Consider the following 20,451-nt stretch of genomic DNA (forward strand, 5'->3'; position numbering starts at 1 on the left):
GATTATTGGTCCTCCGCCGCAGCGGCTGCCGGGTTTTCAGCTGGCAGTTCGGTGTTGTTGTCACCCAGCATGATGTGGTCGAGGATTTGACGCATGATGGTACCCACCGCCGGGCCTGCGCCGCCGTTCTCCAGAATCATCGCCACCGCAACCTGCGGGTTATCATAAGGGGCAAACGCCGTCATGAGCTTGTGGTCACGCAGACGTTCGGCAATTTTATGTGCGTTGTAAGTTTCATTCGCTTTAAGACCGAAGACCTGAGCCGTACCTGATTTCGCGGCTACCTTATACGGTGCGCCAGCGAAATATTTGTGCGCCGTCCCGTTAGGGCGGTTGGCTACACCGTACATGCCGTCTTTCGCGATTTCCCAGTATCCGGAATGAATGTCACCCACCGGCGGCTCGTGCGGCTGTATCCATGGCACTTTTTTGCCGTCTTCAACGGTGCTTTGCAGCAGGTGCGGCACTTTCACGACGCCATCGTTGATGAGGATCATCATCGCCTTGTTCATTTGCAGCGGCGTTGCCGTCCAGTAGCCCTGGCCGATCCCCACCGGAATGGTGTCACCCTGATACCAGGGTTTTTTAAAGCGCTTCAGCTTCCATTCGCGGGTTGGCATGTTGCCGGAACGCTCTTCCGCCAAATCTATACCGGTGTAATGCCCGTAGCCGAACTTGCTCATCCATTCAGACAGACGGTCAATACCCATGTCGTAGGCGACCTGATAGAAGAAGGTATCCGCCGACTCCTCCAGTGATTTGGTCACGTTCAGATGGCCGTGGCCCCATTTTTTCCAGTCGCGGTAGCGTTTCTCAGAGCCAGGCAACTGCCACCAGCCGGGGTCAAACAGACTGGTATTACGGGTGATGACGCCCGCGCTCAGCGCAGACACGGCCACATACGGTTTAACCGTTGAAGCTGGAGGATAAACCCCCTGCGTCGCGCGGTTTACCAGCGGCGTGTTTGGATCGTTGAGCAGGCCGGAGTAATCCTTGCTGGAGATGCCATCCACGAAGAGGTTCGGATCGTAGCTTGGCATCGAAACCATCGCCAGAATGCCGCCGGTACGCGGGTCGGTCACAATAACCGCAGCACGGCTACCCGCCAGCAGCGTCTCGATATACTGCTGTAGCTTCAGGTCGAGCGTCAGATAGACGTCATGCCCCGCCTGCGGGGGCACCTCTTTCAGCTGACGGATCACGCGGCCACGGTTGTTAACTTCAACCTCTTCATACCCGGTCTGACCGTGCAGCACATCTTCGTAATAACGTTCGATCCCCAGCTTGCCAATATCATGGGTTGCGGCGTAGTTAGCCAGCTTGCCGTCTTTATCAAGGCGTTCGACGTCTTTATCGTTGATTTTGGAGACGTAACCAATGACGTGCGTCAGCGCGGAGCCGTAAGGATAGTAGCGGCGTTTATAGCCTTTGACTTCCACTCCGGGGAAACGGTACTGGTTAACGGCAAAACGGGCGACCTGCACTTCTGTCAGGTTGGTTTTTACCGGAATGGAGGTGAAGCGGTGAGAACGTGCGCGCTCTTTTTTGAACGCAGCGATATCGTCATCAGTCAGGTCGACAACGCTTCTCAGCGCGTTCAGGGTATCCTGCACGTTATCCACTTTCTCGGGCATCATCTCTATCTGGTAGATGGTGCGATTAAGCGCCAGCGGCGTGCCGTTACGATCGTAGATAATGCCGCGGCTGGGCGCGATGGGCACCAGCTTGATACGGTTTTCGTTTGAGCGGGTCTGGTAATCGGTATAGCGGACAATTTGCAGATTATAGAGGTTGGCGATCAGCACGCCGGTAAGCAGCAAAATCCCCGTAAAGGCGACCAGCGCCCGGCGCACAAACAGCGCGGACTCAGCCGTATAGTCGCGAAAAGAATTCTGTAGTTTCATCCGCTGCTTAAATTACCCTGGTCAGTCATTACTCGCGGTGATAAGGGTGGTTGGTAGTGATGCTCCATGCGCGATACAAACTTTCTGCCACGAGAACCCGTACAAGCGGGTGGGGCAGCGTCAGCGCCGAGAGTGACCAACTTTGTTCTGCTGCCGCTTTGCAGGCGGGAGATAACCCCTCTGGTCCGCCAATCAACAGACTGACGTCCCGACCATCCTGCTTCCAGCGCTCCAGTTCGTGCGCCAGCTGCGGCGTATCCCAGGGTTTGCCCGGGATATCGAGGGTCACGATGCGGTTTTTGCCTGCGGCAGCCAGCATCAGCTCTCCCTCTTTATCGAGAATACGTTTGATATCTGCGTTCTTGCCGCGCTTTCCTGCTGGGATCTCCACCAGTTCGAACGGCATATCTTTTGGGAAACGACGCAGATACTCAGTAAAACCGGTTTGTACCCAGTCCGGCATTTTGGTGCCGACGGCGACCAGTTGCAACTTCACGCATTAACCCCAGAGTTTTTCCAGCTCATACAGGCGACGACTCTCTTCCTGCATGACGTGGACAATCACATCGCCGAGATCGACAACCACCCAGTCAGCGGTCGCTTCACCTTCAACGCCCAGCGGAAGCAGCCCTGCCGCGCGCGATTCCTGAACAACATGGTCAGCAATCGAAACAACGTGACGAGTTGAGGTGCCGGTGCAGATGATCATGCAGTCGGTGATGCTGGATTTACCCTTAACGTCGATAGCGATGATGTCCTGACCTTTCAGGTCATCAATTTTGTCGATAACAAAATCCTGGAGTGCTTTACCCTGCAAGTTTTCCCCCTGGGTGAATGAGATTGTACAACTATGAATTCGTGGCCAGTCAGTATACCTGAACTGACGCCAGTCGCGGGACAAATGTCACCGCCCGGCTTTTGAAGGCGGGTATCATCCCACCCTCCGCCTGAGATTGCATCGCCATTTTTGTAAAACAATTTCTGTAAAGCAGCGATCGGCGGGAAAGTCTGGCAGCGGAGGATATCAGTATGGCTTAGCCTGTCAAGGCAGGATAATCATTAACGGACAATTTCGCCGGCGATGCTCAGACATCTGTACTTTTCTGATACAGACCGTGCGCAAGGATATAGGCCAGCACGGGCGAGGGGAGGAGATCGTCACAGTCTAAACCCTGCTGGAGACGCTCGCGGATGAGGGTCGCGGAAATATCAAACCACGGCGTTTCAGCGAGGTAAATTTTCCCGGCGGGGAGACTGTGCAGGTCTTCTATATTGTCCGTCAGATGTGCGTCAAGCCACTGCTGATGCTGCGCGTCGCGCATGGTCAGCGGGTAGCCCGGACGGCGGCAGACCAGCAGATGACTGTTTTCCAGAATGGTTTCGTACTGGTACCAGCTGGGAAAGTTGAGCAAGGAATCCTGGCCGATGATAAACGCCAGCGGTTTCATGGGCCCCTGCTCAGCGCGCCACTCCCGCAGCGTTTGCGATGTCCAGGAAGGGGTATCCCTGCGCAGTTCACGCTCATCCAGCGTGAAGAGAGGCTTATCGGCGATAGCCAGCGCGAGCATCGCTTTACGCTGCTCGCTGGTTGCTTCTGGCTGAGGACGGTGCGGCGGAACATTGTTGGGCATGATGATTACCCGCTGCAACCCAATCAAATTCGCGAGGATTTCTACCGGCTTAAGATGCCCATAGTGTACCGGGTCGAAGGTCCCGCCATACATTGCCTGTAAAGAATGCATATCACCCATCGATAAATACGTCTGCCAGCGCCTTATGGCAGAGCAGCAAAGAGAGACTCTCCAGCTCCGCCCAGACAGACTGACCGTAATCCTGTTTTAACGTCAGTTCGGCGCGCATCAGAAGTTGCACTGCCTGACGCAACTGCTCCTGGCTCAGGCGGTTTATCGCCTCCGTGGTCATCGCCCGACGGTTTTGCCAGACGCGATGTTTGTCGAATAAGGCGCGCAGGGGCGTGTGTGCTGACTGGCGTTTAAGGTTGTTCAGCAGCAGTAATTCGCGCTGGAGCGTACGGAGAAGGATGACCGGCTCACTCCCTTCCAGGCGCAGCTGTTGCAGGATGTGCAGAGCACGTTTACTTTTCGCCGACAGCAGCGCATCAACCCAGTGGAAGGGGGTAAAGTGCGCGGCATCATTCACCGCCTGTTCCACGCGCGGCAGCGTCAGCTTGCCATCGGGCCACAGCAGGGCGAGCCTGTCCAGCGCCTGCGCCAGTGCCAGAAGGTTGCCTTCGTAGCAGTAGCACAGGAGCTGACTGGCGGCCTCATCCAGCTGCAAATTGTGCTGCTTTGCTCGCGCGGCAACCCATTTTGGCAGATGCGCCTGCTCTGGAGTCTGGCAGGAGACAAGCACCGCACTGGGGGTTAGCCGGGTAAACCAGGCAGCGTTTTCCTGCGCTTTTGTGAGTTTGTTGCCGCGTACGATAAGCAGCAGATCGCCGTGTAACAAACTCACCAGCATAGCCAGCTGTTCATTGATGGCAGCGTTAGGACCATTCTCAGGCAGCAGGATCTGGATTGTCTGACGAGAGGCAAACAGGCTCATGGCCTGACAAAGCGAGAAGATAGCGTTCCAGTCGGTACTGTTATCGATCTGGAACGTATGATGCTCATCGAAACCCTGCGCGGCTGCCGCATGGCGAACCGCATCAAGGCTTTCCTGGAGTAACAGGGGGTCGTTGCCGAGTAGCAGATAGGCCGCGCGCAGCCCTTCGTTGAGCTGCGCGCGGAGTTGTTCAGGATACAACCTGATCATCAGTTACCCAGCGACGTTGGCATATCCGGCGTGCGGGCATCCGGTGTTTCGATGACGTCAGCGCCTTTTTTCGTCGACGCGGCAATGGTAGGCAGCTTACGGATCAGCTGTTCCGCAGCCTTATCGTACATCTCTTTGATGATAATCTGCTCTTCGGCGTCTTTCGCCAGCGCCGTCTGCGGGTTATCGAAGAACGAACGGTAGACTTTGGTACTGATAGGGTAAATATCTTTACCTGGCATCAGAACAGCCGCGCTAACGGTCAGCACCATCTGATATTCCGCCGTCCGCCCATCCTGGAAGATTGACGCAGTGTCTTTTGCCAGCGTTGATTTCAGGACGCGAAGCGAAGGAACATCCTGACGCAGGGTTCCCTTCTCGATCAGTTCAACATCGTTCAAACGCAGCTGGTTACGAATGGCCCGGCTCAGCGGTCCGTTCGGATCGGATGAGTCGAAGATCATCGTTTTCATCTGCGCAGGCACTGCCGTGGTGTTGCGCAGGTGCCAGCCGCAGCCAGCGGTGACAAGCACCGCCAGAGATAAGAGTATTGTTGCCAGTTGTCGCACGTTTCCTCCCGCGCTTAGCCAACGACCAGATTCAGCAGTTTACCAGGTACGTAGATCACTTTACGTACGGTAACGCCCTCAAGGTATTTAGCGACCAGATGCTCCTGGCCTGCGCGCTCGCGAACCTGTTCTTCGGTTGCGTCGACCGCGACGGTAATTTTACCGCGCACTTTACCGTTAACCTGCACCACCACCAGCGTGGTGTTTTCCACCATAGCGGATTCATCCGCCACTGGCCACGGCGCATTGTCGATATCGCCTTCGCCTTTCAGCTCCTGCCACAGGGTAAAGCTAACGTGCGGCGTGAACGGGTTAAGCATGCGAACGACCGCCAGCAGCGCTTCACGCATTAACGCGCGATCCTGCTCGCCATCCTGCGGGGCTTTCGCCAGCTTGTTCATCAGTTCCATAATAGCCGCAATTGCAGTATTGAAGGTCTGACGACGACCAATATCATCGGTGACTTTCGCAATAGTTTTATGAACATCACGACGCAGCGCCTGTTGATCTTCAGTCAGTGCAGCTACGTTCAGCGCTGGCGCATCGCCCTGAGAGGTGTGCTCGTAAACCAGTTTCCAGACGCGCTTCAGGAAGCGGTTGGCCCCTTCAACGCCGGATTCCTGCCACTCAAGGGTCATATCTGCCGGGGAGGCGAACATCATGAACAGACGCACGGTATCCGCACCATAACGCTCAACCATCACCTGCGGGTCGATGCCGTTATTTTTAGACTTGGACATCTTGCTCATGCCGGTATAAACCAGTTCATGACCTTCAGCGTCTTTCGCCTTCACGATACGGCCTTTCTCGTCGCGCTCGACAATCGCATCAACCGGAGAAACCCAGTTACGCTCGCCGTTCGCGCCAACGTAGTAGAACGCATCTGCCAGCACCATACCCTGACACAGCAGCTGTTTTGCCGGCTCGTCGGAGTTGACCAGGCCTGCGTCACGCATCAGTTTGTGGAAGAAGCGGAAGTAGAGCAGGTGCATGATGGCGTGTTCAATGCCACCGATGTAAATGTCTACCGGCAGCCAGTAGTTTGCTGCATCAGAATCCAGCATGCCTTCTTTGTACTGCGGGCAGGTGTAGCGCGCATAGTACCAGGAGGATTCCATAAAGGTGTCAAAGGTGTCGGTTTCACGCAGCGCTGGCTGACCGTTGACGGTGGTTTTCGCCCACTCAGGATCGGCTTTGATCGGGCTGGTGATGCCGTCCATGACCACGTCTTCCGGCAGGATCACCGGCAGCTGATCTTCTGGCGTTGGCATCACGGTACCATCTTCCAGCGTCACCATTGGGATTGGCGCACCCCAGTAACGCTGACGGGAAACGCCCCAGTCGCGCAGACGGTAGTTCACTTTACGCTCGCCCACGCCCAGGGAGGCCAGCTTGTCGGCGATGGCGTTGAAGCCCTCTTCGAAGCTCAGGCCGCTGAACTCACCGGAGTTAAACAGGGTGCCTTTTTCAGTCAGCGCTTGCTCAGAGAGATCGGGTTCAGAGCCGTCAGCAGCAAGAATAACAGGCTTGATGGTCAGGCCGTATTTGGTGGCAAATTCGTAGTCGCGCTGGTCGTGACCCGGCACGGCCATCACGGCGCCTGTGCCGTATTCCATCAGTACGAAGTTGGCGGCCCAGACAGGGATCGCTTCGCCTGTCAGCGGGTGAATAGCTTTAAAGCCGGTATCAACGCCTTTTTTCTCCATCGTCGCCATGTCGGCTTCGGCCACTTTAGTATTGCGGCATTCGTCGATGAAGGTCGCCAGTTCTGGATTGTTTTCTGCCGCTTTCTGCGCCAGCGGGTGACCTGCGGCCACGGCCAGGTAGGTCGCGCCCATGAAGGTGTCCGGGCGGGTGGTGTAGACGGTCAGGGTTTGATCGTAGTTCTCAACGTTGAAGGTAATTTCCACACCTTCGGAACGGCCGATCCAGTTGCGCTGCATGGTCTTAACGGTATCTGGCCAGTGGTCCAGATTGTCCAGATCGTTCAGCAGTTCGTCAGCGTAGGCGGTGATTTTGATAAACCACTGCGGGATCTCTTTACGCTCTACTTTGGTGTCGCAGCGCCAGCAGCAGCCATCGATAACCTGTTCGTTCGCGAGAACGGTCTGGTCATTTGGGCACCAGTTAACGGCAGAGGTCTTCTTGTACACCAGGCCTTTTTTATACAGCTCGGTGAAGAATTTCTGCTCCCAGCGGTAGTATTCCGGGGTACAGGTTGCCAGCTCGCGGCTCCAGTCATAGCCGAAGCCCAGCATTTTCAGCTGGTTTTTCATGTACGCGATGTTGTCGTACGTCCACGGAGCCGGTGCCGTGTTGTTTTTCACCGCCGCGCCTTCAGCAGGCAGGCCGAACGCATCCCAGCCGATAGGCTGAAGAACGTTTTTGCCCAGCATGCGCTGGTAGCGTGCAATCACGTCACCGATGGTGTAGTTACGCACGTGGCCCATGTGTAGTCGACCAGAAGGATAGGGAAGCATCGACAGGCAGTAATACTTCTCTTTGCTCTCGTCTTCGGTTACTTCAAAGGTGCGCTTCTCGTCCCAGTGTTGCTGGACTTTTGATTCTATCTCTTCCGGGCGGTATTGCTCTTGCATGGCAGCCAGTGGTCCTGTGTTCAATACAGCTACAAATGTAGCCAATGGATGTGGTAATTCAGATCCGCATAGCATAGCCCAAACGCCCGCGTCAAAACAGCCTTTCACGCAAATGCACTTTGCAGGAATTTACCGGGTCTGTGCTTCACCTGACAAAGCGGCGACGAAATAAGGTCTATTATTAGAGACAGTTACTTACCCGGGAGGCAAAATGATGAACAAGGTTGCTCAATTTTACCGTGAACTGGTAGCGACTCTGACGGAACGACTGCGTAACGGCGAGCGTGATATCGACGCGCTGGTCGAACAGGCACGCGCACGCGTGACGCAAACGGGTGAGTTAACGCGAACCGAAGTGGAAGAGGTAACGCGCGCCGTGCGCCGCGACCTTGAGGAGTTCGCGCGAAGCTATGAAGAGAGCCAGGACGAGATCGCCGACAGTGTTTTTATGCGGGTAATTAAAGAGAGCCTGTGGCAGGAGCTGGCGGATATTACCGATAAAACTCAGCTGGAGTGGCGCGAGGTGTTCCAGGATTTAAACCACCACGGTGTCTATCACAGCGGCGAAGTAGTGGGGCTGGGGAACCTGGTGTGTGAGAAGTGCCACCACCATATCGCCGTTTATACGCCGGAGGTGTTGTCGCTGTGTCCGAAGTGCGGGCACGACCAGTTCCAGCGTCGGCCGTTTGAGCCATAAGTAAAAGCGCAGGTTTATTCCCTCTCCCACAGGGAGAGGGTCGGGGTGAGGGCATCAGGCCGCAGAATAATAAGCCAGCCGCTCCGCCAACAAATCCACAAACGCTTCCCGATCGATATCCACCATCACCGTGGTATTCGGCTTGTTTCCCGTCAGCGAGTAATAGTCCACCACCGTCATTCCCTGGGTATATTTCCCCTGTGTTTCCACACCAACCCAACGCTCGACCGTGGTAAACATTTCCGGCTTCAGTAGCCAGGCGATGGTGCATGGGTCATGCAGCGGGGCACCGTGGAAGCCCCACTTCTCGGCTTTGTGATACTCCATAAAGAAATCGAGCAGCTCTGCCACGGTTGTTGCAACCAGGTTACCCACAGAACGGAATCGTTCGATGTCCTGCGCCATAATTTGTGCGCGGTGGGTAACGTCCAGCCCCGCCATCACAATCGGCAGGCCCGACTGGAAGACGATTTCCGCGGCTTCCGGGTCAACGAAGATGTTGAACTCTGCTGCTGGCGTCCAGTTCCCCAGCCCCATTGCCCCGCCCATGATGACGATACGGGCGATGTTGCTGTGCAGTTCAGGATGGCTGTTCAGCAGCAGCGCAACGTTGGTCTGCGGGCCGGTCGCCACCAGCGTCACGGGCTCTGCGCTCTCACGCAGCACCTTCGCCATGAGCTCGACGGCAGTGCAGTTTTGCGGTGCGAAATCCGGCTCCGGCAGCGCCGGACCATCCAGCCCACTTTCACCGTGAACGTTATCCGCAATGATCAGCTCGCGCATCAGCGGCTTAACGGCGCCACCTGCGACAGGAATATCGGTGCGTTTCAGCAGCGTCAACATGCGCAACACGTTTCGCAAGGTTTTATCCGGCGTCTGGTTTCCGGCGGAGGAGGTGACAGCTTTTACGTCCAGTTCAGGGGAAGCAAGAGCAAGGACGAGTGCGATCGCGTCATCATGACCCGGATCGCAGTCGAGAATAATTGGCTGTGCCATAGCGTTCTCCATTCTCAGCATTATTTGTGACAAGGTTAACGCTGCGATGTGACGCCGAATAGAAAAAGAGATCTAAAGCGTGAAGCAGTGCGCAATCCGCAGATTGCGCACTAAAAAGATTAATGCAGGATTTTGGCGAGGAAGTCTTTTGCACGTTCAGATTTAGGATTTGCGAAGAACTCTTCTTTTGGTGAGTCTTCAACAATTTTCCCTTCATCCATGAAGATCACGCGGTTGGCCACTTTACGGGCGAAGCCCATTTCGTGCGTCACCACCATCATGGTCATCCCTTCGTGCGCCAGCTCCACCATGACGTCCAGCACTTCGTTGATCATCTCAGGATCGAGCGCGGACGTCGGCTCATCAAACAGCATAGCCACCGGATCCATGCACAGCGCACGCGCGATTGCCACACGCTGCTGTTGGCCGCCCGAAAGCTGCGCCGGGAACTTATCCGCATGTGCAGACAGCCCGACGCGTTCCAGCAACTTCAGCCCCTTTTCGCGCGCCGCTTTTTTGTCGCGCTTCAGCACTTTCACCTGCGCCAGCGTCAGGTTCTCAATGATGGAGAGGTGAGGGAACAGCTCAAAATGCTGGAACACCATCCCTACGTGGGAGCGAAGCTGGGCAAGGTTGGTTTTGCGGTCATTCACTTTGGTGCCGTTAACGACAATCTCGCCCTGCTGGACAGGTTCCAGCCCATTAACGGTTTTGATAAGCGTGGACTTACCGGAACCGGACGGGCCGCAGACCACCACCACATCGCCTTTTTTCACTTCTGTTGAGCAGTCGGTCAGCACCTGAAAGTGCCCATACCATTTAGAAACATTTTTCAGGGAAATCATTATACCGTCCTTTTCTTCAGCCAGCTGACCAACAGCGATGCGCTTAAACTAATCACAAAATAGACCCCGCCCGCGAAGAGGATCATCTCAACCTGCGTTCCGTCACGTTCGCCAATGGTGGAGGCGGTACGGAAGAAGTCTGCCAGGCTCAGCACGTAGACCAGGGAGGTATCCTGGAACAGGACGATGCCCTGCGTCAGCAGCAGCGGAACCATGGCGCGAAACGCCTGCGGCAGAATAATGAGCTTCATAGACTGCCAGTGCGTCATACCGAGCGCCAGCGCAGCGCTGGACTGCCCGCGCGAGATACTCTGAATACCGGCGCGGATGATCTCTGAGTAGTAGGCGGCTTCAAACATGGAAAACGCCACCATGGCAGAGATCAGGCGGATATCGGTCTTTGGCGACAGTCCCAGTACGTTCTGTAAAAAGCCGGGAACAATCAGATAAAACCACAGCAGCACCATGACCAGTGGAATGGAGCGGAACACGTTAACGTAAGCCGTGGCAAACCAGGCGAGCGGCTTAAAGCTCGACAGGCGCATCACAGCCAGCAGGGTGCCCCAGACAATACCGACGATAATGGCGATAACGGTGATCTTTAAGGTGATTGCCAGTCCATCCAGCAGATAGGGCATGGAGGGAACAATGGAACTCCAGTCAAAATCGTACATTTATTTGCCCCCCAGATTGCCCGGCAGGCGTACTTTGCGTTCAACCAGGTTCATCACCAGCATGATGAATGCGTTAATCAGAACATAGGCGAGCGTGATCGCCGTGAAGGATTCCCATGCGTGAGCGGAATAATCCAGCAGTTTGCCCGCCTGCGCCGCCATATCTACCAGACCAATGGTTGAGGCGATAGCCGAGTTTTTTACCAGGTTCATCATCTCGGACGTCATCGGCGGAACGATGACGCGGTAAGCGTTCGGCAGCAGTACGTAACGGTAGGCCTGAGGCAGAGTCAGGCCCATCGCCAGTGCCGCATTCTTTTGCCCGCGCGGCAGTGACTGTATGGCGGCACGTACCTGCTCGCAGACGCGCGCAGCGGTGAACAGCCCCAGACACAGCATAGAGGAGACAAAAAATTGTACGTTAGGATCCAGCTCGGCCTTAAACCACATGCCGAGATCTTCCGGCAGCAGTTCCGGGATCACCAGATACCAGGTAAAGAACTGCACGATCAGCGGAACGTTACGGAACAGTTCCACATAGAGCGTGCCAATTGAAGAGAGAAAACGGTTAGGGACGGTACGCAGAATACCGAACAGCGAACCGACAAGAAACGCGATAATCCACGCCGTTATCGATAACGCAACGGTAACCTGAAAGCCGCTCCACAGCCAGCCGAGATAGGTGGTGTTGCCGAACGGGGCTTGTTGCAGAAAGATGCCCCAGTTCCAGTCAATTGACATAGTAAACTCCAGAAAAAAAAGGGTAGCAGCGCTACCCTCGAAGATTGGTGAGAAGCTCAATTTTTGCGCTGAGTGGGGAACGACCACTCAACGTATAGTCTGTCCATGCTTCCCGACAATCGAGAGGGCAGGAGATCCCGCCCCTGTCGTTCTAATTAGTTAAGAGCTTTGTCGTTTGGTGATTTGAACAGCGCTTTCATGTCGTCAGACAGTTCAAAGTTCATGTTCAGGTTTTTTGGTGGAATTGGGTTCTTGAACCATTTGTCGAACCATTTTGCCGCTTCGCCGGAGGTTTGCGCCTGAGCGATGGTGTCATCGATCAGTTTCTTGAAGTCCTCGTCACCTTTACGCAGCATACAGCCGTAGGCTTCTTTCGACTGGGCGGTACCGACGATTTCCCAGTTGTCTGGTTTCTTCGCCTTGGCGCGCTCGCCTGCCAGCAGAGCGTCATCCATCATAAACGCGACGGCACGGCCGCTTTCCAGGGTACGGAAGGAGTCGCCATGGTCTTTCGCGCTGATGATGCGCATGTCCATTTTCTTTTCGTCGTTCAGCTTGTGCAGCAGCACTTCGGACGTGGTACCGGAGGTCACGACAACCGCTTTGCCTTTCAGGTCAGCAAAATCTTTGATGTCGCCGCCTTTCTTCGTCAGCAGGCGGGTGCCCACAACGAAGATGGTGTCCGAGAACGCGGCCTGTTTCTGACGCTCAAGGTTGTTGGTGGTTGAGCCACATTCAAAATCAAATGTGCCGTTTTGCAGCAGAGGAATACGGTTCTGTGAAGTGATGGGGATCAGCTTCACTTGCAGGTCAGGTTTGTTCAGCTTTTTCTTCACGGCTTCAACGATGGCGTTGGAGTAATCCTGTGAATAGCCCACGACTTTTTGCGTGTTGTCGTAGTAAGAGAACGGGACAGAAGATTCACGGTGGCCGACCACGATCACGCCGTTTTTGGCAATCTTGTCGAGAGTGCTTCCTGCTGCCGGAGCGTCTTCAGCGTGGACAACCCCCGCAGACATTCCCATAACCAGCATTGCTGTGGCCAGTTTACGTAATTGCATACCCAACTCCTTTCTTATCAGCGCCAGTGACGCATAGATACCCATTGTGATGTTGTTATATCTCGCGCAATGCGAGTGCAGTGTTATGCAAGCTTGTTAACATTTAGTCTGGCTTAATGTAAAGATTTTGCTGCGTTATTGTTTATTTTTGCGAAGCGCGCCGCACCATTCAGAGGCAATAATCCCTCGTTGCACCGTTTCGGTGCTACCGATGATCTACGCTGGTGCGACAAGGTTGCATGTTAAGCCAGACAGCGTTGATGTAAGTAAACAAAGCAACAGGCGTGCCAGAATTGAAGTTTGGGAGGAAATTGTCGGGCGGCGCCGGCGCCGGAGAGCAGGCCGGGTAAGGCGTAGCCGCCACCCGGCAACAGAAGGTAAGGTTATTTACGACGCTGACGCAGGCTCATCAGCACTGCGCCAAAGCCGAACAGCACGGTCAAAATCCACAGCGGCCAGTTCCCGGTGCGCGCGTAAGGGGTGAGCCCGGTAGTTGGCGTGACGTTAGTAGTCAGCACCTCACGGGTAAATTGCGGGATCATGGCCTGGATTTCACCCTGCGGACCAATCACGGCGGTAATGCCGTTATTGGTGCTGCGCAGCAACGGACGCGCCAGCTCCAGAGAACGCATTCTCGCCATCTGGAAGTGCTGCCACGGGCCAATCGATTTACCGAACCACGCATCGTTTGAGATGGTCAGCAGATAGTCGGTGTCCGGGCGGAAATTATCGCGCACCTGCTCGCCGAGGATAATCTCGTAGCAAATGGCGGCCGTCAGGGCAAAACCGTGCGCATGCAGCTGCGGCTGAACGTAAGGGCCCCGGCTGAATGAGGACATCGGCAAATCAAAGAACGGTGCCAGTGGGCGCAGAATAGACTCCAGCGGAACAAATTCGCCAAACGGTACAAGGTGGTTTTTGTTGTAACGATTGGTGGAGGTATAGCTGTATTCGCTGCCCTTACCGAGCGTAATGATCGTGTTGTACGTGTCATAGCGGTTCTGCTGATTGAGACGCGCATCCACAATTCCGGTGATCAGCGTACTGCCGCGTGCGCGCAGCAGATCGTCCATCATCTTCAGGAAGGGCTGCTGATTGATCTCCAGATCTGGGATCGCAGACTCAGGCCAGATGATGAGCTGCGATTTGCCCATCACCTTTTCAGTGGCGTTGGCGTAGATTTTCAGCGTGTTCAGCAGCTGATTCTCATCCCATTTCAGGGACTGCGGGATATCGCCCTGGACCAGAGAAACCTGCGTGGCGCGCGCGGGCTCCAGCGTAAACCACTGGATATAACGCAGCGGGAAGGGCAGGGCAAACAGGATTAACGCGGCAACCAGCGGCTTCCAGTTACGTGTCACCAGGGCCAGCACCAGCAGGCCGCTGACGATCATCAACAGGAAGTTGATGGCTTCCACGCCCATGACCGGGGCCAGGCCTTTCAGCGGGCCGTCTACCTGGCTATAGCCGAACTGCAACCACGGGAAGCCGGTCAGTACCCAGCCGCGCAGAAATTCGGTGATTTGCCAGACAACGGGTGCCGCTATCGCTACGCGCAGCCAGGTCGTTTTTGGCCACAGGCGAGACAGGATGCCCGCGAACAGGCCGGTGTAGAGCGAGAGATAGGCGGCGAGCAGCACAACCAGGAAGACGTTAACCGGCCCCGGCATTCCGCCAAATTGCGCGATACTGACGTAGACCCAGTTGATACCAGAGCCAAACAGTCCCAGCCCCCAGAAGTAGCCGATGGCCGCGGCCTGTACCGGACGACGGTTCAGGGTAAGCCCCTGTAGCCCCATCAGGGAGAGAATAGCGGCTGGCCAGATATCGTAAGGAGAAAAAGCCAGCGTACCGCTGGCTCCGAGTAACAGCGCCAGCAGCAAACGGACGCGCTGGCGTTCAACGAGTGGGGCAAATGCCATTTACATTAATCTTCCAGTTTTGGCACCGGTGAGTCGTCCGGCATTCTGACGTGAACCTGAATAATACGTCGGCTGTCAGCCATTGCGACCTTGAACTGGTAACCATCGATGTCAACGGTTTCACCGCGGGCCGGAAGATGGCCGAAGGCCTGCATCACCAGACCACCAATGGTGTCCACTTCTTCATCGCTGAAGCTGGTGCCAAAGGTATCGTTGAAGTCTTCAATGGAGGCCAGCGCGCGCACGGTCCAGGTGTGGCGGCTCAGCTGACGGAAGTCGATATCCTCTTCTTCGTCATACTCGTCTTCGATTTCGCCCACGATCAGCTCAAGGATGTCTTCGATTGTGACCAGACCGGAAACGCCACCAAATTCATCAATAACAATCGCCATGTGATAGCGCTGGGAGCGAAACTCCTTCAGCATCCGATCCACACGCTTACTTTCCGGCACAACCACGGCCGGGCGTAACACCTTTTCCATACTGAAGGCTTCGGCATCGCTGCGCATAAACGGCAGCAGATCTTTCGCCATCAAAATCCCTTCAATGTGATCTTTATCTTCGCTGATGACCGGGAAACGTGAGTGAGCCGATTCGATAATCACATCGAGGCACTCGTCCAGCGTCTGGTTGCGTTTCAGGGTAATCATCTGCGAGCGGGGGATCATGATGTCGCGGACGCGCTGGTCGGCGATGTCCATCACCCCTTCGAGCATTTCGCGCGTATCTTCGTCGATAAGGTCGTTCTGCCCGGAATCACGAATCAGCTCCAGCAGTTCATCACGGTTTTTCGGTTCGCCGTGGAAAAGCTGGTTCAGAATGAGGGAGAAAAATCCCTTTTTAGTGGTTGTCGTGTCGCTACTGTGTGAATTGTCGTCGCTCATGGCGTTTGTTAAGGGTTCTCTTGTTAGTTCAACGTTAACCGCCGCGCTATGTCCCTGCGCGGCGGCATGGTAGTCAGTGACTGACTATTCTTTCTCGGCAATGTACGGATCCTCATAGCCCAGAGCAAGCATTATCTCTGTCTCGAGGGATTCCATCTCTTCCGCTTCGTCATCTTCAATATGGTCGTAACCCAGAAGATGCAGGCTACCGTGCACCACCATGTGTGCCCAGTGCGCTTCCAGCGGCTTTTGCTGCTCTTTGGCTTCCTGCTCAACCACCTGACGGCAGATGATCAGATCGCCCAGCAGCGGCATCTCAATGCCCGGAGGGGCTTCGAACGGGAAAGAGAGCACGTTGGTCGGCTTATCTTTCCCGCGGTAGGTCAGGTTGAGCTCATGGCTTTCTGCTTCATCCACCAGGCGAATCGTGACCTCTGATTCTTCCTGAAACTGGGGGATAACGGCATCCAGCCATTTCTGAAACTGTGCCTCTTCTGGCATGCCGGAATTATCTTCACAGGCCAGCTGTAAATCGAGGATCACCTGACTCATTTCTGTTCATGCTCCTGCGCTTCGCGCTTACGTTCTGCGGCCAGTTCGGCCCTGCGCTTCTGATCTGCCTCTTCCCAGGCCTCATAAGCGTTAACGATACGCGCGACCACCGGATGGCGTACCACGTCTTCACTGTGGAAGAAGTTGAAGCTGATTTCCTCTACCTCGGCCAGGACTTCGATGGCGTGACGCAGACCCGATTTGGTGTTACGCGGCAGGTCAATCTGGGTGACGTCACCGGTGATAACCGCTTTCGAGTTAAAGCCAATACGCGTCAGGAACATCTTCATCTGTTCGATAGTGGTGTTCTGGCTCTCATCCAGAATGATGAACGCGTCGTTAAGCGTACGGCCACGCATGTAGGCCAGCGGGGCCACTTCAATCACGTTACGCTCGATGAGCTTTTCAACTTTCTCGAAGCCGAGCATTTCGAACAGCGCGTCATACAGCGGGCGCAGATACGGGTCGACCTTCTGGCTCAGATCGCCCGGCAGGAAGCCCAGTTTTTCACCGGCTTCAACAGCAGGGCGGGTCAGCAGGATACGGCGGATCTCCTGACGCTCAAGCGCATCGACCGCAGCAGCAACGGCCAGATAGGTTTTACCCGTACCCGCCGGGCCCACGCCGAAGGTGATGTCATGGTCGAGAATATTGGCGATGTACTGCGCCTGGTTCGGGGTACGAGGCTTAATCACGCCGCGTTTAGTTTTGATGTTGATGGCTTTGCCATAGTCCGGCACGCTCTCCGCGCTCTGCTCAAGCACGCGCGCCTCTTTGATGGCCAGGTGGATCTGTTCAGGTTCAATGTCCTGGATCTCACCGCGCATCGGGGCGGTATCAACATACAGGCTGCGGAGAATATCTGCCGCGGCGTTGACGCAGATTGGGCGTCCGGTGAGTTTGAAATGGTTATCGCGACGATTGATTTCGATACCCAGACGTCGCTCCAGTTGTTTGATGTTGTCATCAAACGGCCCGCACAGGCTCAGCAGGCGAGCGTTGTCTGCGGGCTCAAGGCTAATTTCACGCGTATCTATGTTCAAACTGTTCCTCTTTAATTGGTTAACTGACCTGTGGCCACACGGCGTAATAAAACGGTCATTACCGAAATTATTCACGCCACAGAATAAAGGCGCAAGCGTTGCGGTAGATATTGGGGGTGATGAGAGGAAATACAAGGCCTGCCGGACAGGCAGGCCAGGAGGATCACGGCTGGTAAATACCTACGCCAGAGTCGTTGACCTTGCGGGTGCGAGAGATAACGGATTCCGGAGTCTGTGCAATTCGCAGACCCATTTCATCCTCAGTGCGTACCACCTTCCCGCGCAGCGAGTTCGTGAGCACTTCGACAATCTCGACGTCCACAAACTTACCGATCATGTCCGGGGTGCCTTCAAAATTCACCACGCGGTTATTTTCGGTTCGACCAGATAGTTCCATGATGCTCTTACGGGAGGTGCCTTCCACCAGAATACGCTGGACAGTGCCGAGCATGCGACGACTCCAGGCGTTGGCCTGCTGGTTGATACGCTCCTGTAGAATATACAGACGCTGCTTTTTCTCTTCTTCCGGTACATCATCAACCATATCGGCCGCAGGGGTGCCCGGGCGCGCAGAGAAGATAAAGCTGTAGCTGACGTCGAAATTCACCTCGCCGATGAGCTTCATGGTGCGCTCGAAGTCATCAGCGGTTTCGCCAGGGAAGCCGACGATAAAGTCGGAGCTAATCTGGATATCCGGGCGCGCTTCACGCAGCTTGCGGATGGTGGACTTATACTCCAGCACCGTATGTGGACGACCCATCAGGTTCAGCACGCGGTCAGAGCCGCACTGGATAGGCAGGTGCAGGAAGCTCACCAGCTCTGGCGTATCGCGATAGACGTCAATAATGTCGTCGGTAAATTCCATCGGATGGCTGGTGGTAAAGCGAATGCGGTCGATGCCGTCAATCGCCGCCACCAGACGCAGCAGTTCAGCAAAGCTGCCGGTGGTGCCGTCGTAGTTTTCCCCGCGCCAGGCGTTCACGTTCTGCCCCAGCAGGTTCACTTCGCGAACGCCCTGCGCGGCAAGCTGCGCGATTTCAAACAGGATATCGTCTGCCGGGCGGCTCACTTCTTCACCGCGGGTGTAAGGCACCACGCAGTAAGTACAGTATTTGTTGCAGCCTTCCATGATGGAGACGAAGGCGGTCGGGCCATCAGCGCGCGGCTCTGGCAGACGGTCAAATTTCTCGATCTCCGGGAAGCTCACGTCAACCACCGGGCTACGGCTGCCGCGAACCTGGTTAATCATCTCTGGCAGGCGGTGCAGGGTCTGAGGGCCAAAAACGATATCCACATAGGGGGCTCTCTGGCGGATCAGCTTACCTTCCTGCGATGCGACGCAGCCACCCACGCCAATGATCAGGTCCGGATTTTTCCGTTTGAGAAGCTTCCAGCGGCCTAACACATGAAAGACTTTTTCCTGTGCTTTTTCACGAATTGAACAGGTGTTCAGCAGCAGCACATCGGCTTCTTTCGCATTTTCAGTCAGCTGGTATCCGTGGGTGGTATCCAGCAGATCGGCCATCTTCGATGAATCGTATTCGTTCATCTGACAGCCCCAGGTTTTTATATGGAGTTTTTTAGTCATCGACTTGCTCAGCTCAGGATTGCAAGCCGCGTATTGTAATGCTTTGGTGCGGTTGTGACCAGTATGAAGGTTGTCAACCTCAGGGCCGCAAAAATCCGGTAAACTTAAGGTATTCTTCAATAAGGAATAGTGACCATGACACTCCTGAACACCGAAGTTGCCGTTGTTGGCGGCGGTATGGTCGGCGGCGCACTGGCGCTGGGGCTGGCGCAGCAGGGATTTGACGTAACCGTTATTGAACAGGCGGCTCCGCCGGCATTCGATCCTGCCAGCCAACCGGACGTACGTATTTCCGCCATCAGCGCGGCCTCTGTTGATCTGCTTCGCGGGCTGGGCGTCTGGGAGGCGGTGCTGGCGATGCGCGCGCATCCTTACAGCCGTCTCGAAACCTGGGAGTGGGAAAATGCTCATGTGTCGTTTGATGCCGCCGAGCTGAAACTGCCGCGCCTGGGCTATATGGTGGAAAACAACGTGCTCCAGCAGGCACTCTGGCAGGCGCTGGAGGCGCACCCGAAGGTGACGCTGCGCGTGCCGGACTCGCTGAAAGGCCTGCATCGTCATGAGGGCGGGTATCTCCTGACGCTGGACAACAACGATGAGCTGGCCGTAAAGCTGGTGGTGGGAGCGGATGGCGCGAACTCGCAGGTCAGGCAGATGGCAGGCATTGGGATCCATGCCTGGCAGTACCAGCAGTCCTGCATGCTGATCACCGTTCAGTCAGAAAACGCGCCGGGCGAAAGCACCTGGCAGCATTTTACGCCGAACGGCCCGCATGCATTCTTACCGCTGTTTGATAACTGGGCTTCGCTGGTGTGGTACGACAAACCGGCGCGCATTCGGCAGTTGCAGGGGCTGTCCATGGATCAGTTGCAGCGCGAAATCCGCCAGCACTTCCCGAGCCGTCTGGGCAACGTGACCCCGGTTGCCGCCGGCGCATTCCCGCTGATGCGACGCCATGCGTTGCAGTATGCCCGTGAAGGACTGGTGCTTGTGGGGGACGCGGCGCACACCATTCATCCGCTGGCGGGGCAGGGGGTGAATCTGGGATACCGTGACGTCGATGCGTTACTGGATGTGCTGGGTAACGCTCGCGCCCACGCGGAAGCCTGGGCCAGCCATCAGGTTCTGAAGCGCTACCAGACGCGCCGTATGGCGGATAACTTCATTATGCAGTCGGGGATGGATCTGTTCTATGCCGGGTTCAGCAATGATGTTGGTCCGGTGCGTATAGTGCGCAATATTGGATTGATGGCAGCGGAACGTGCCGGTGGTCTGAAGCGTCAGGCCCTGAAGTACGCCCTCGGACTCTGATCTTTATTCCCTCTCCCCGTGGGAGAGGGTTAGGGTGAAGGCATCAGGCCGCACTATTCTGAACAACAAAAACAAAAAAGCCCGCAGAGCGGGCTTGTTTGTTTAAAGTGGCTGGGGTGCAGGGATTCGAACCCCGGAATGCTGGTATCAGAAACCAGAGCCTTACCGCTTGGCGACACCCCAATTGCGTTAAACAAACTGCTTAACGACTTTAAAGTGGCTGGGGTACGAGGATTCGAACCTCGGAATGCCGGAATCAGAATCCGGTGCCTTACCGCTTGGCGATACCCCA

The 20,451-nt window shown here is 55.5% G+C and carries 19 protein-coding genes and 2 tRNA genes; 2 read left to right on the forward strand and 19 right to left on the reverse strand.

All coding sequences use genetic code 11. The features are described from left to right. Nucleotides 1-2: 2 nt before the first annotated feature. From mrdA to leuS, 7 genes are all read right to left on the reverse strand, one after another. On the reverse strand, nt 3-1,904 hold the full coding sequence (gene mrdA / locus ACOTZD_RS09925; protein ID WP_015571138.1) for a peptidoglycan DD-transpeptidase MrdA: 1,902 nt from the start codon (nt 1,902-1,904) through the stop codon (nt 3-5). 28 nt (nt 1,905-1,932) lie between these two features. After that, on the reverse strand, nt 1,933-2,400 hold the full coding sequence (gene rlmH / locus ACOTZD_RS09930; RefSeq protein WP_003858701.1) for a 23S rRNA (pseudouridine(1915)-N(3))-methyltransferase RlmH: 468 nt from the start codon (nt 2,398-2,400) through the stop codon (nt 1,933-1,935). Nucleotides 2,401-2,403: 3 nt separating this feature from the next. Further along, complete coding sequence (gene rsfS / locus ACOTZD_RS09935) at nt 2,404-2,721, reverse strand: ribosome silencing factor (protein ID WP_003858696.1); 318 nt, start codon at nt 2,719-2,721, stop codon at nt 2,404-2,406. Nucleotides 2,722-2,989: 268 nt separating this feature from the next. Continuing rightward, the gene (nadD, locus tag ACOTZD_RS09940; protein WP_032608857.1) at nt 2,990-3,655 is read right to left on the reverse strand and encodes a nicotinate-nucleotide adenylyltransferase; all 666 of its coding nucleotides are present in this window, start codon (nt 3,653-3,655) and stop codon (nt 2,990-2,992) included. Then, nucleotides 3,648-4,679 (reverse strand): DNA polymerase III subunit delta, encoded by a 1,032-nt coding sequence (gene holA, locus ACOTZD_RS09945; protein ID WP_022650603.1) that lies wholly within the window; start codon nt 4,677-4,679, stop codon nt 3,648-3,650. The genes nadD and holA overlap by 8 nt, the downstream gene beginning before the upstream one ends. After that, nucleotides 4,679-5,248, reverse strand: coding sequence for an LPS assembly lipoprotein LptE (lptE, locus tag ACOTZD_RS09950; RefSeq protein WP_032657581.1), 570 nt, complete (start codon nt 5,246-5,248; stop codon nt 4,679-4,681). The genes holA and lptE overlap by 1 nt, the downstream gene beginning before the upstream one ends. Before the next feature lie 14 nt (nt 5,249-5,262). After that, entirely contained in the window at nt 5,263-7,845 is a 2,583-nt protein-coding gene (gene leuS, locus ACOTZD_RS09955) for a leucine--tRNA ligase (RefSeq protein ID WP_022650605.1), read from the reverse strand. A gap of 214 nt (nt 7,846-8,059) precedes the next feature. On the opposite strand from leuS, the gene ACOTZD_RS09960 reads away from it, so the two are divergent. Next, complete coding sequence (locus tag ACOTZD_RS09960; RefSeq protein ID WP_003858689.1) at nt 8,060-8,542, forward strand: zinc ribbon-containing protein; 483 nt, start codon at nt 8,060-8,062, stop codon at nt 8,540-8,542. Nucleotides 8,543-8,596: 54 nt separating this feature from the next. On the opposite strand, the gene rihA is transcribed toward ACOTZD_RS09960, so the two are convergent. The 10 genes from rihA to miaB form a co-directional block, all read right to left on the reverse strand. Further along, nucleotides 8,597-9,538 (reverse strand): pyrimidine-specific ribonucleoside hydrolase RihA, encoded by a 942-nt coding sequence (gene rihA / locus ACOTZD_RS09965; RefSeq protein WP_063401321.1) that lies wholly within the window; start codon nt 9,536-9,538, stop codon nt 8,597-8,599. Between the two features lie 119 nt (nt 9,539-9,657). After that, a complete protein-coding gene (locus ACOTZD_RS09970; RefSeq protein WP_006809622.1) occupies nt 9,658-10,383 on the reverse strand; it encodes an amino acid ABC transporter ATP-binding protein in 726 nt (241 codons plus the stop codon). Beyond that, nucleotides 10,383-11,057: a glutamate/aspartate ABC transporter permease GltK gene (gltK, locus tag ACOTZD_RS09975; RefSeq protein WP_003858686.1), complete on the reverse strand. Its 675-nt coding sequence runs from the start codon at nt 11,055-11,057 to the stop codon at nt 10,383-10,385. Before gltK ends, ACOTZD_RS09970 begins: the two co-directional genes overlap by 1 nt. After that, nucleotides 11,058-11,798, reverse strand: coding sequence for a glutamate/aspartate ABC transporter permease GltJ (gene gltJ, locus ACOTZD_RS09980; protein ID WP_015571133.1), 741 nt, complete (start codon nt 11,796-11,798; stop codon nt 11,058-11,060). It abuts the gene before it with no gap. Between the two features lie 155 nt (nt 11,799-11,953). Next, on the reverse strand, nt 11,954-12,859 hold the full coding sequence (locus ACOTZD_RS09985; RefSeq protein WP_003858681.1) for an amino acid ABC transporter substrate-binding protein: 906 nt from the start codon (nt 12,857-12,859) through the stop codon (nt 11,954-11,956). A 383-nt stretch (nt 12,860-13,242) separates the two neighbouring features. Next, a complete protein-coding gene (gene lnt, locus ACOTZD_RS09990) occupies nt 13,243-14,781 on the reverse strand; it encodes an apolipoprotein N-acyltransferase (RefSeq protein ID WP_058659400.1) in 1,539 nt (512 codons plus the stop codon). A gap of 5 nt (nt 14,782-14,786) precedes the next feature. Then, nucleotides 14,787-15,665: a CNNM family magnesium/cobalt transport protein CorC gene (corC, locus tag ACOTZD_RS09995; RefSeq protein ID WP_003858679.1), complete on the reverse strand. Its 879-nt coding sequence runs from the start codon at nt 15,663-15,665 to the stop codon at nt 14,787-14,789. Between the two features lie 84 nt (nt 15,666-15,749). Next, nucleotides 15,750-16,217 (reverse strand): rRNA maturation RNase YbeY, encoded by a 468-nt coding sequence (ybeY, locus tag ACOTZD_RS10000; RefSeq protein ID WP_003858677.1) that lies wholly within the window; start codon nt 16,215-16,217, stop codon nt 15,750-15,752. Then, nucleotides 16,214-17,260, reverse strand: coding sequence for a PhoH family protein (locus ACOTZD_RS10005; protein ID WP_003858674.1), 1,047 nt, complete (start codon nt 17,258-17,260; stop codon nt 16,214-16,216). The genes ybeY and ACOTZD_RS10005 overlap by 4 nt, the downstream gene beginning before the upstream one ends. Nucleotides 17,261-17,423: 163 nt before the next feature. After that, nucleotides 17,424-18,848 carry a tRNA (N6-isopentenyl adenosine(37)-C2)-methylthiotransferase MiaB gene (gene miaB, locus ACOTZD_RS10010; RefSeq protein ID WP_003858672.1) on the reverse strand — a complete coding sequence of 475 codons (1,425 nt, stop codon included), beginning with the start codon at nt 18,846-18,848 and terminating at the stop codon, nt 17,424-17,426. A 135-nt stretch (nt 18,849-18,983) separates the two neighbouring features. Here miaB and ubiF point away from each other — a divergent pair, with 135 nt between their 5' ends. After that, nucleotides 18,984-20,159: a 3-demethoxyubiquinol 3-hydroxylase gene (gene ubiF, locus ACOTZD_RS10015; protein WP_058659401.1), complete on the forward strand. Its 1,176-nt coding sequence runs from the start codon at nt 18,984-18,986 to the stop codon at nt 20,157-20,159. A 108-nt stretch (nt 20,160-20,267) separates the two neighbouring features. On the opposite strand, the gene ACOTZD_RS10020 is transcribed toward ubiF, so the two are convergent. Together ACOTZD_RS10020 and ACOTZD_RS10025 are read right to left on the reverse strand one after the other, a co-directional pair. Further along, nucleotides 20,268-20,342, reverse strand: a tRNA-Gln gene (locus ACOTZD_RS10020). A gap of 34 nt (nt 20,343-20,376) precedes the next feature. Then, a tRNA-Gln gene (locus ACOTZD_RS10025) sits at nt 20,377-20,451 on the reverse strand.

This window comes from Enterobacter cloacae complex sp. SHL022 (genome assembly GCF_049237785.1).
In the GTDB taxonomy this organism is placed as follows: domain Bacteria; phylum Pseudomonadota; class Gammaproteobacteria; order Enterobacterales; family Enterobacteriaceae; genus Enterobacter; species Enterobacter hormaechei_C.

Excerpts from the sequence above, each read along its gene's own strand:
- rihA (WP_063401321.1), bottom strand. The coding sequence starts at position 9,538 with ATGGCACAGCCAATTATTCTCGACTGCGATCCGGGTCATGATGACGCG.
- lnt (WP_058659400.1), bottom strand. The coding sequence starts at position 14,781 with ATGGCATTTGCCCCACTCGTTGAACGCCAGCGCGTCCGTTTGCTGCTG.
- gltK (WP_003858686.1), bottom strand. The coding sequence starts at position 11,057 with ATGTACGATTTTGACTGGAGTTCCATTGTTCCCTCCATGCCCTATCTG.
- nadD (WP_032608857.1), bottom strand. The coding sequence starts at position 3,655 with ATGGGTGATATGCATTCTTTACAGGCAATGTATGGCGGGACCTTCGAC.
- leuS (WP_022650605.1), bottom strand. The coding sequence starts at position 7,845 with ATGCAAGAGCAATACCGCCCGGAAGAGATAGAATCAAAAGTCCAGCAA.
- ACOTZD_RS09970 (WP_006809622.1), bottom strand. The coding sequence starts at position 10,383 with ATGATTTCCCTGAAAAATGTTTCTAAATGGTATGGGCACTTTCAGGTG.
- mrdA (WP_015571138.1), bottom strand. The coding sequence starts at position 1,904 with ATGAAACTACAGAATTCTTTTCGCGACTATACGGCTGAGTCCGCGCTG.
- ACOTZD_RS09960 (WP_003858689.1), top strand. The coding sequence starts at position 8,060 with ATGAACAAGGTTGCTCAATTTTACCGTGAACTGGTAGCGACTCTGACG.
- gltJ (WP_015571133.1), bottom strand. The coding sequence starts at position 11,798 with ATGTCAATTGACTGGAACTGGGGCATCTTTCTGCAACAAGCCCCGTTC.
- corC (WP_003858679.1), bottom strand. The coding sequence starts at position 15,665 with ATGAGCGACGACAATTCACACAGTAGCGACACGACAACCACTAAAAAG.
- ubiF (WP_058659401.1), top strand. The coding sequence starts at position 18,984 with ATGACACTCCTGAACACCGAAGTTGCCGTTGTTGGCGGCGGTATGGTC.
- miaB (WP_003858672.1), bottom strand. The coding sequence starts at position 18,848 with ATGACTAAAAAACTCCATATAAAAACCTGGGGCTGTCAGATGAACGAA.
- ACOTZD_RS09985 (WP_003858681.1), bottom strand. The coding sequence starts at position 12,859 with ATGCAATTACGTAAACTGGCCACAGCAATGCTGGTTATGGGAATGTCT.
- holA (WP_022650603.1), bottom strand. The coding sequence starts at position 4,679 with ATGATCAGGTTGTATCCTGAACAACTCCGCGCGCAGCTCAACGAAGGG.
- ybeY (WP_003858677.1), bottom strand. The coding sequence starts at position 16,217 with ATGAGTCAGGTGATCCTCGATTTACAGCTGGCCTGTGAAGATAATTCC.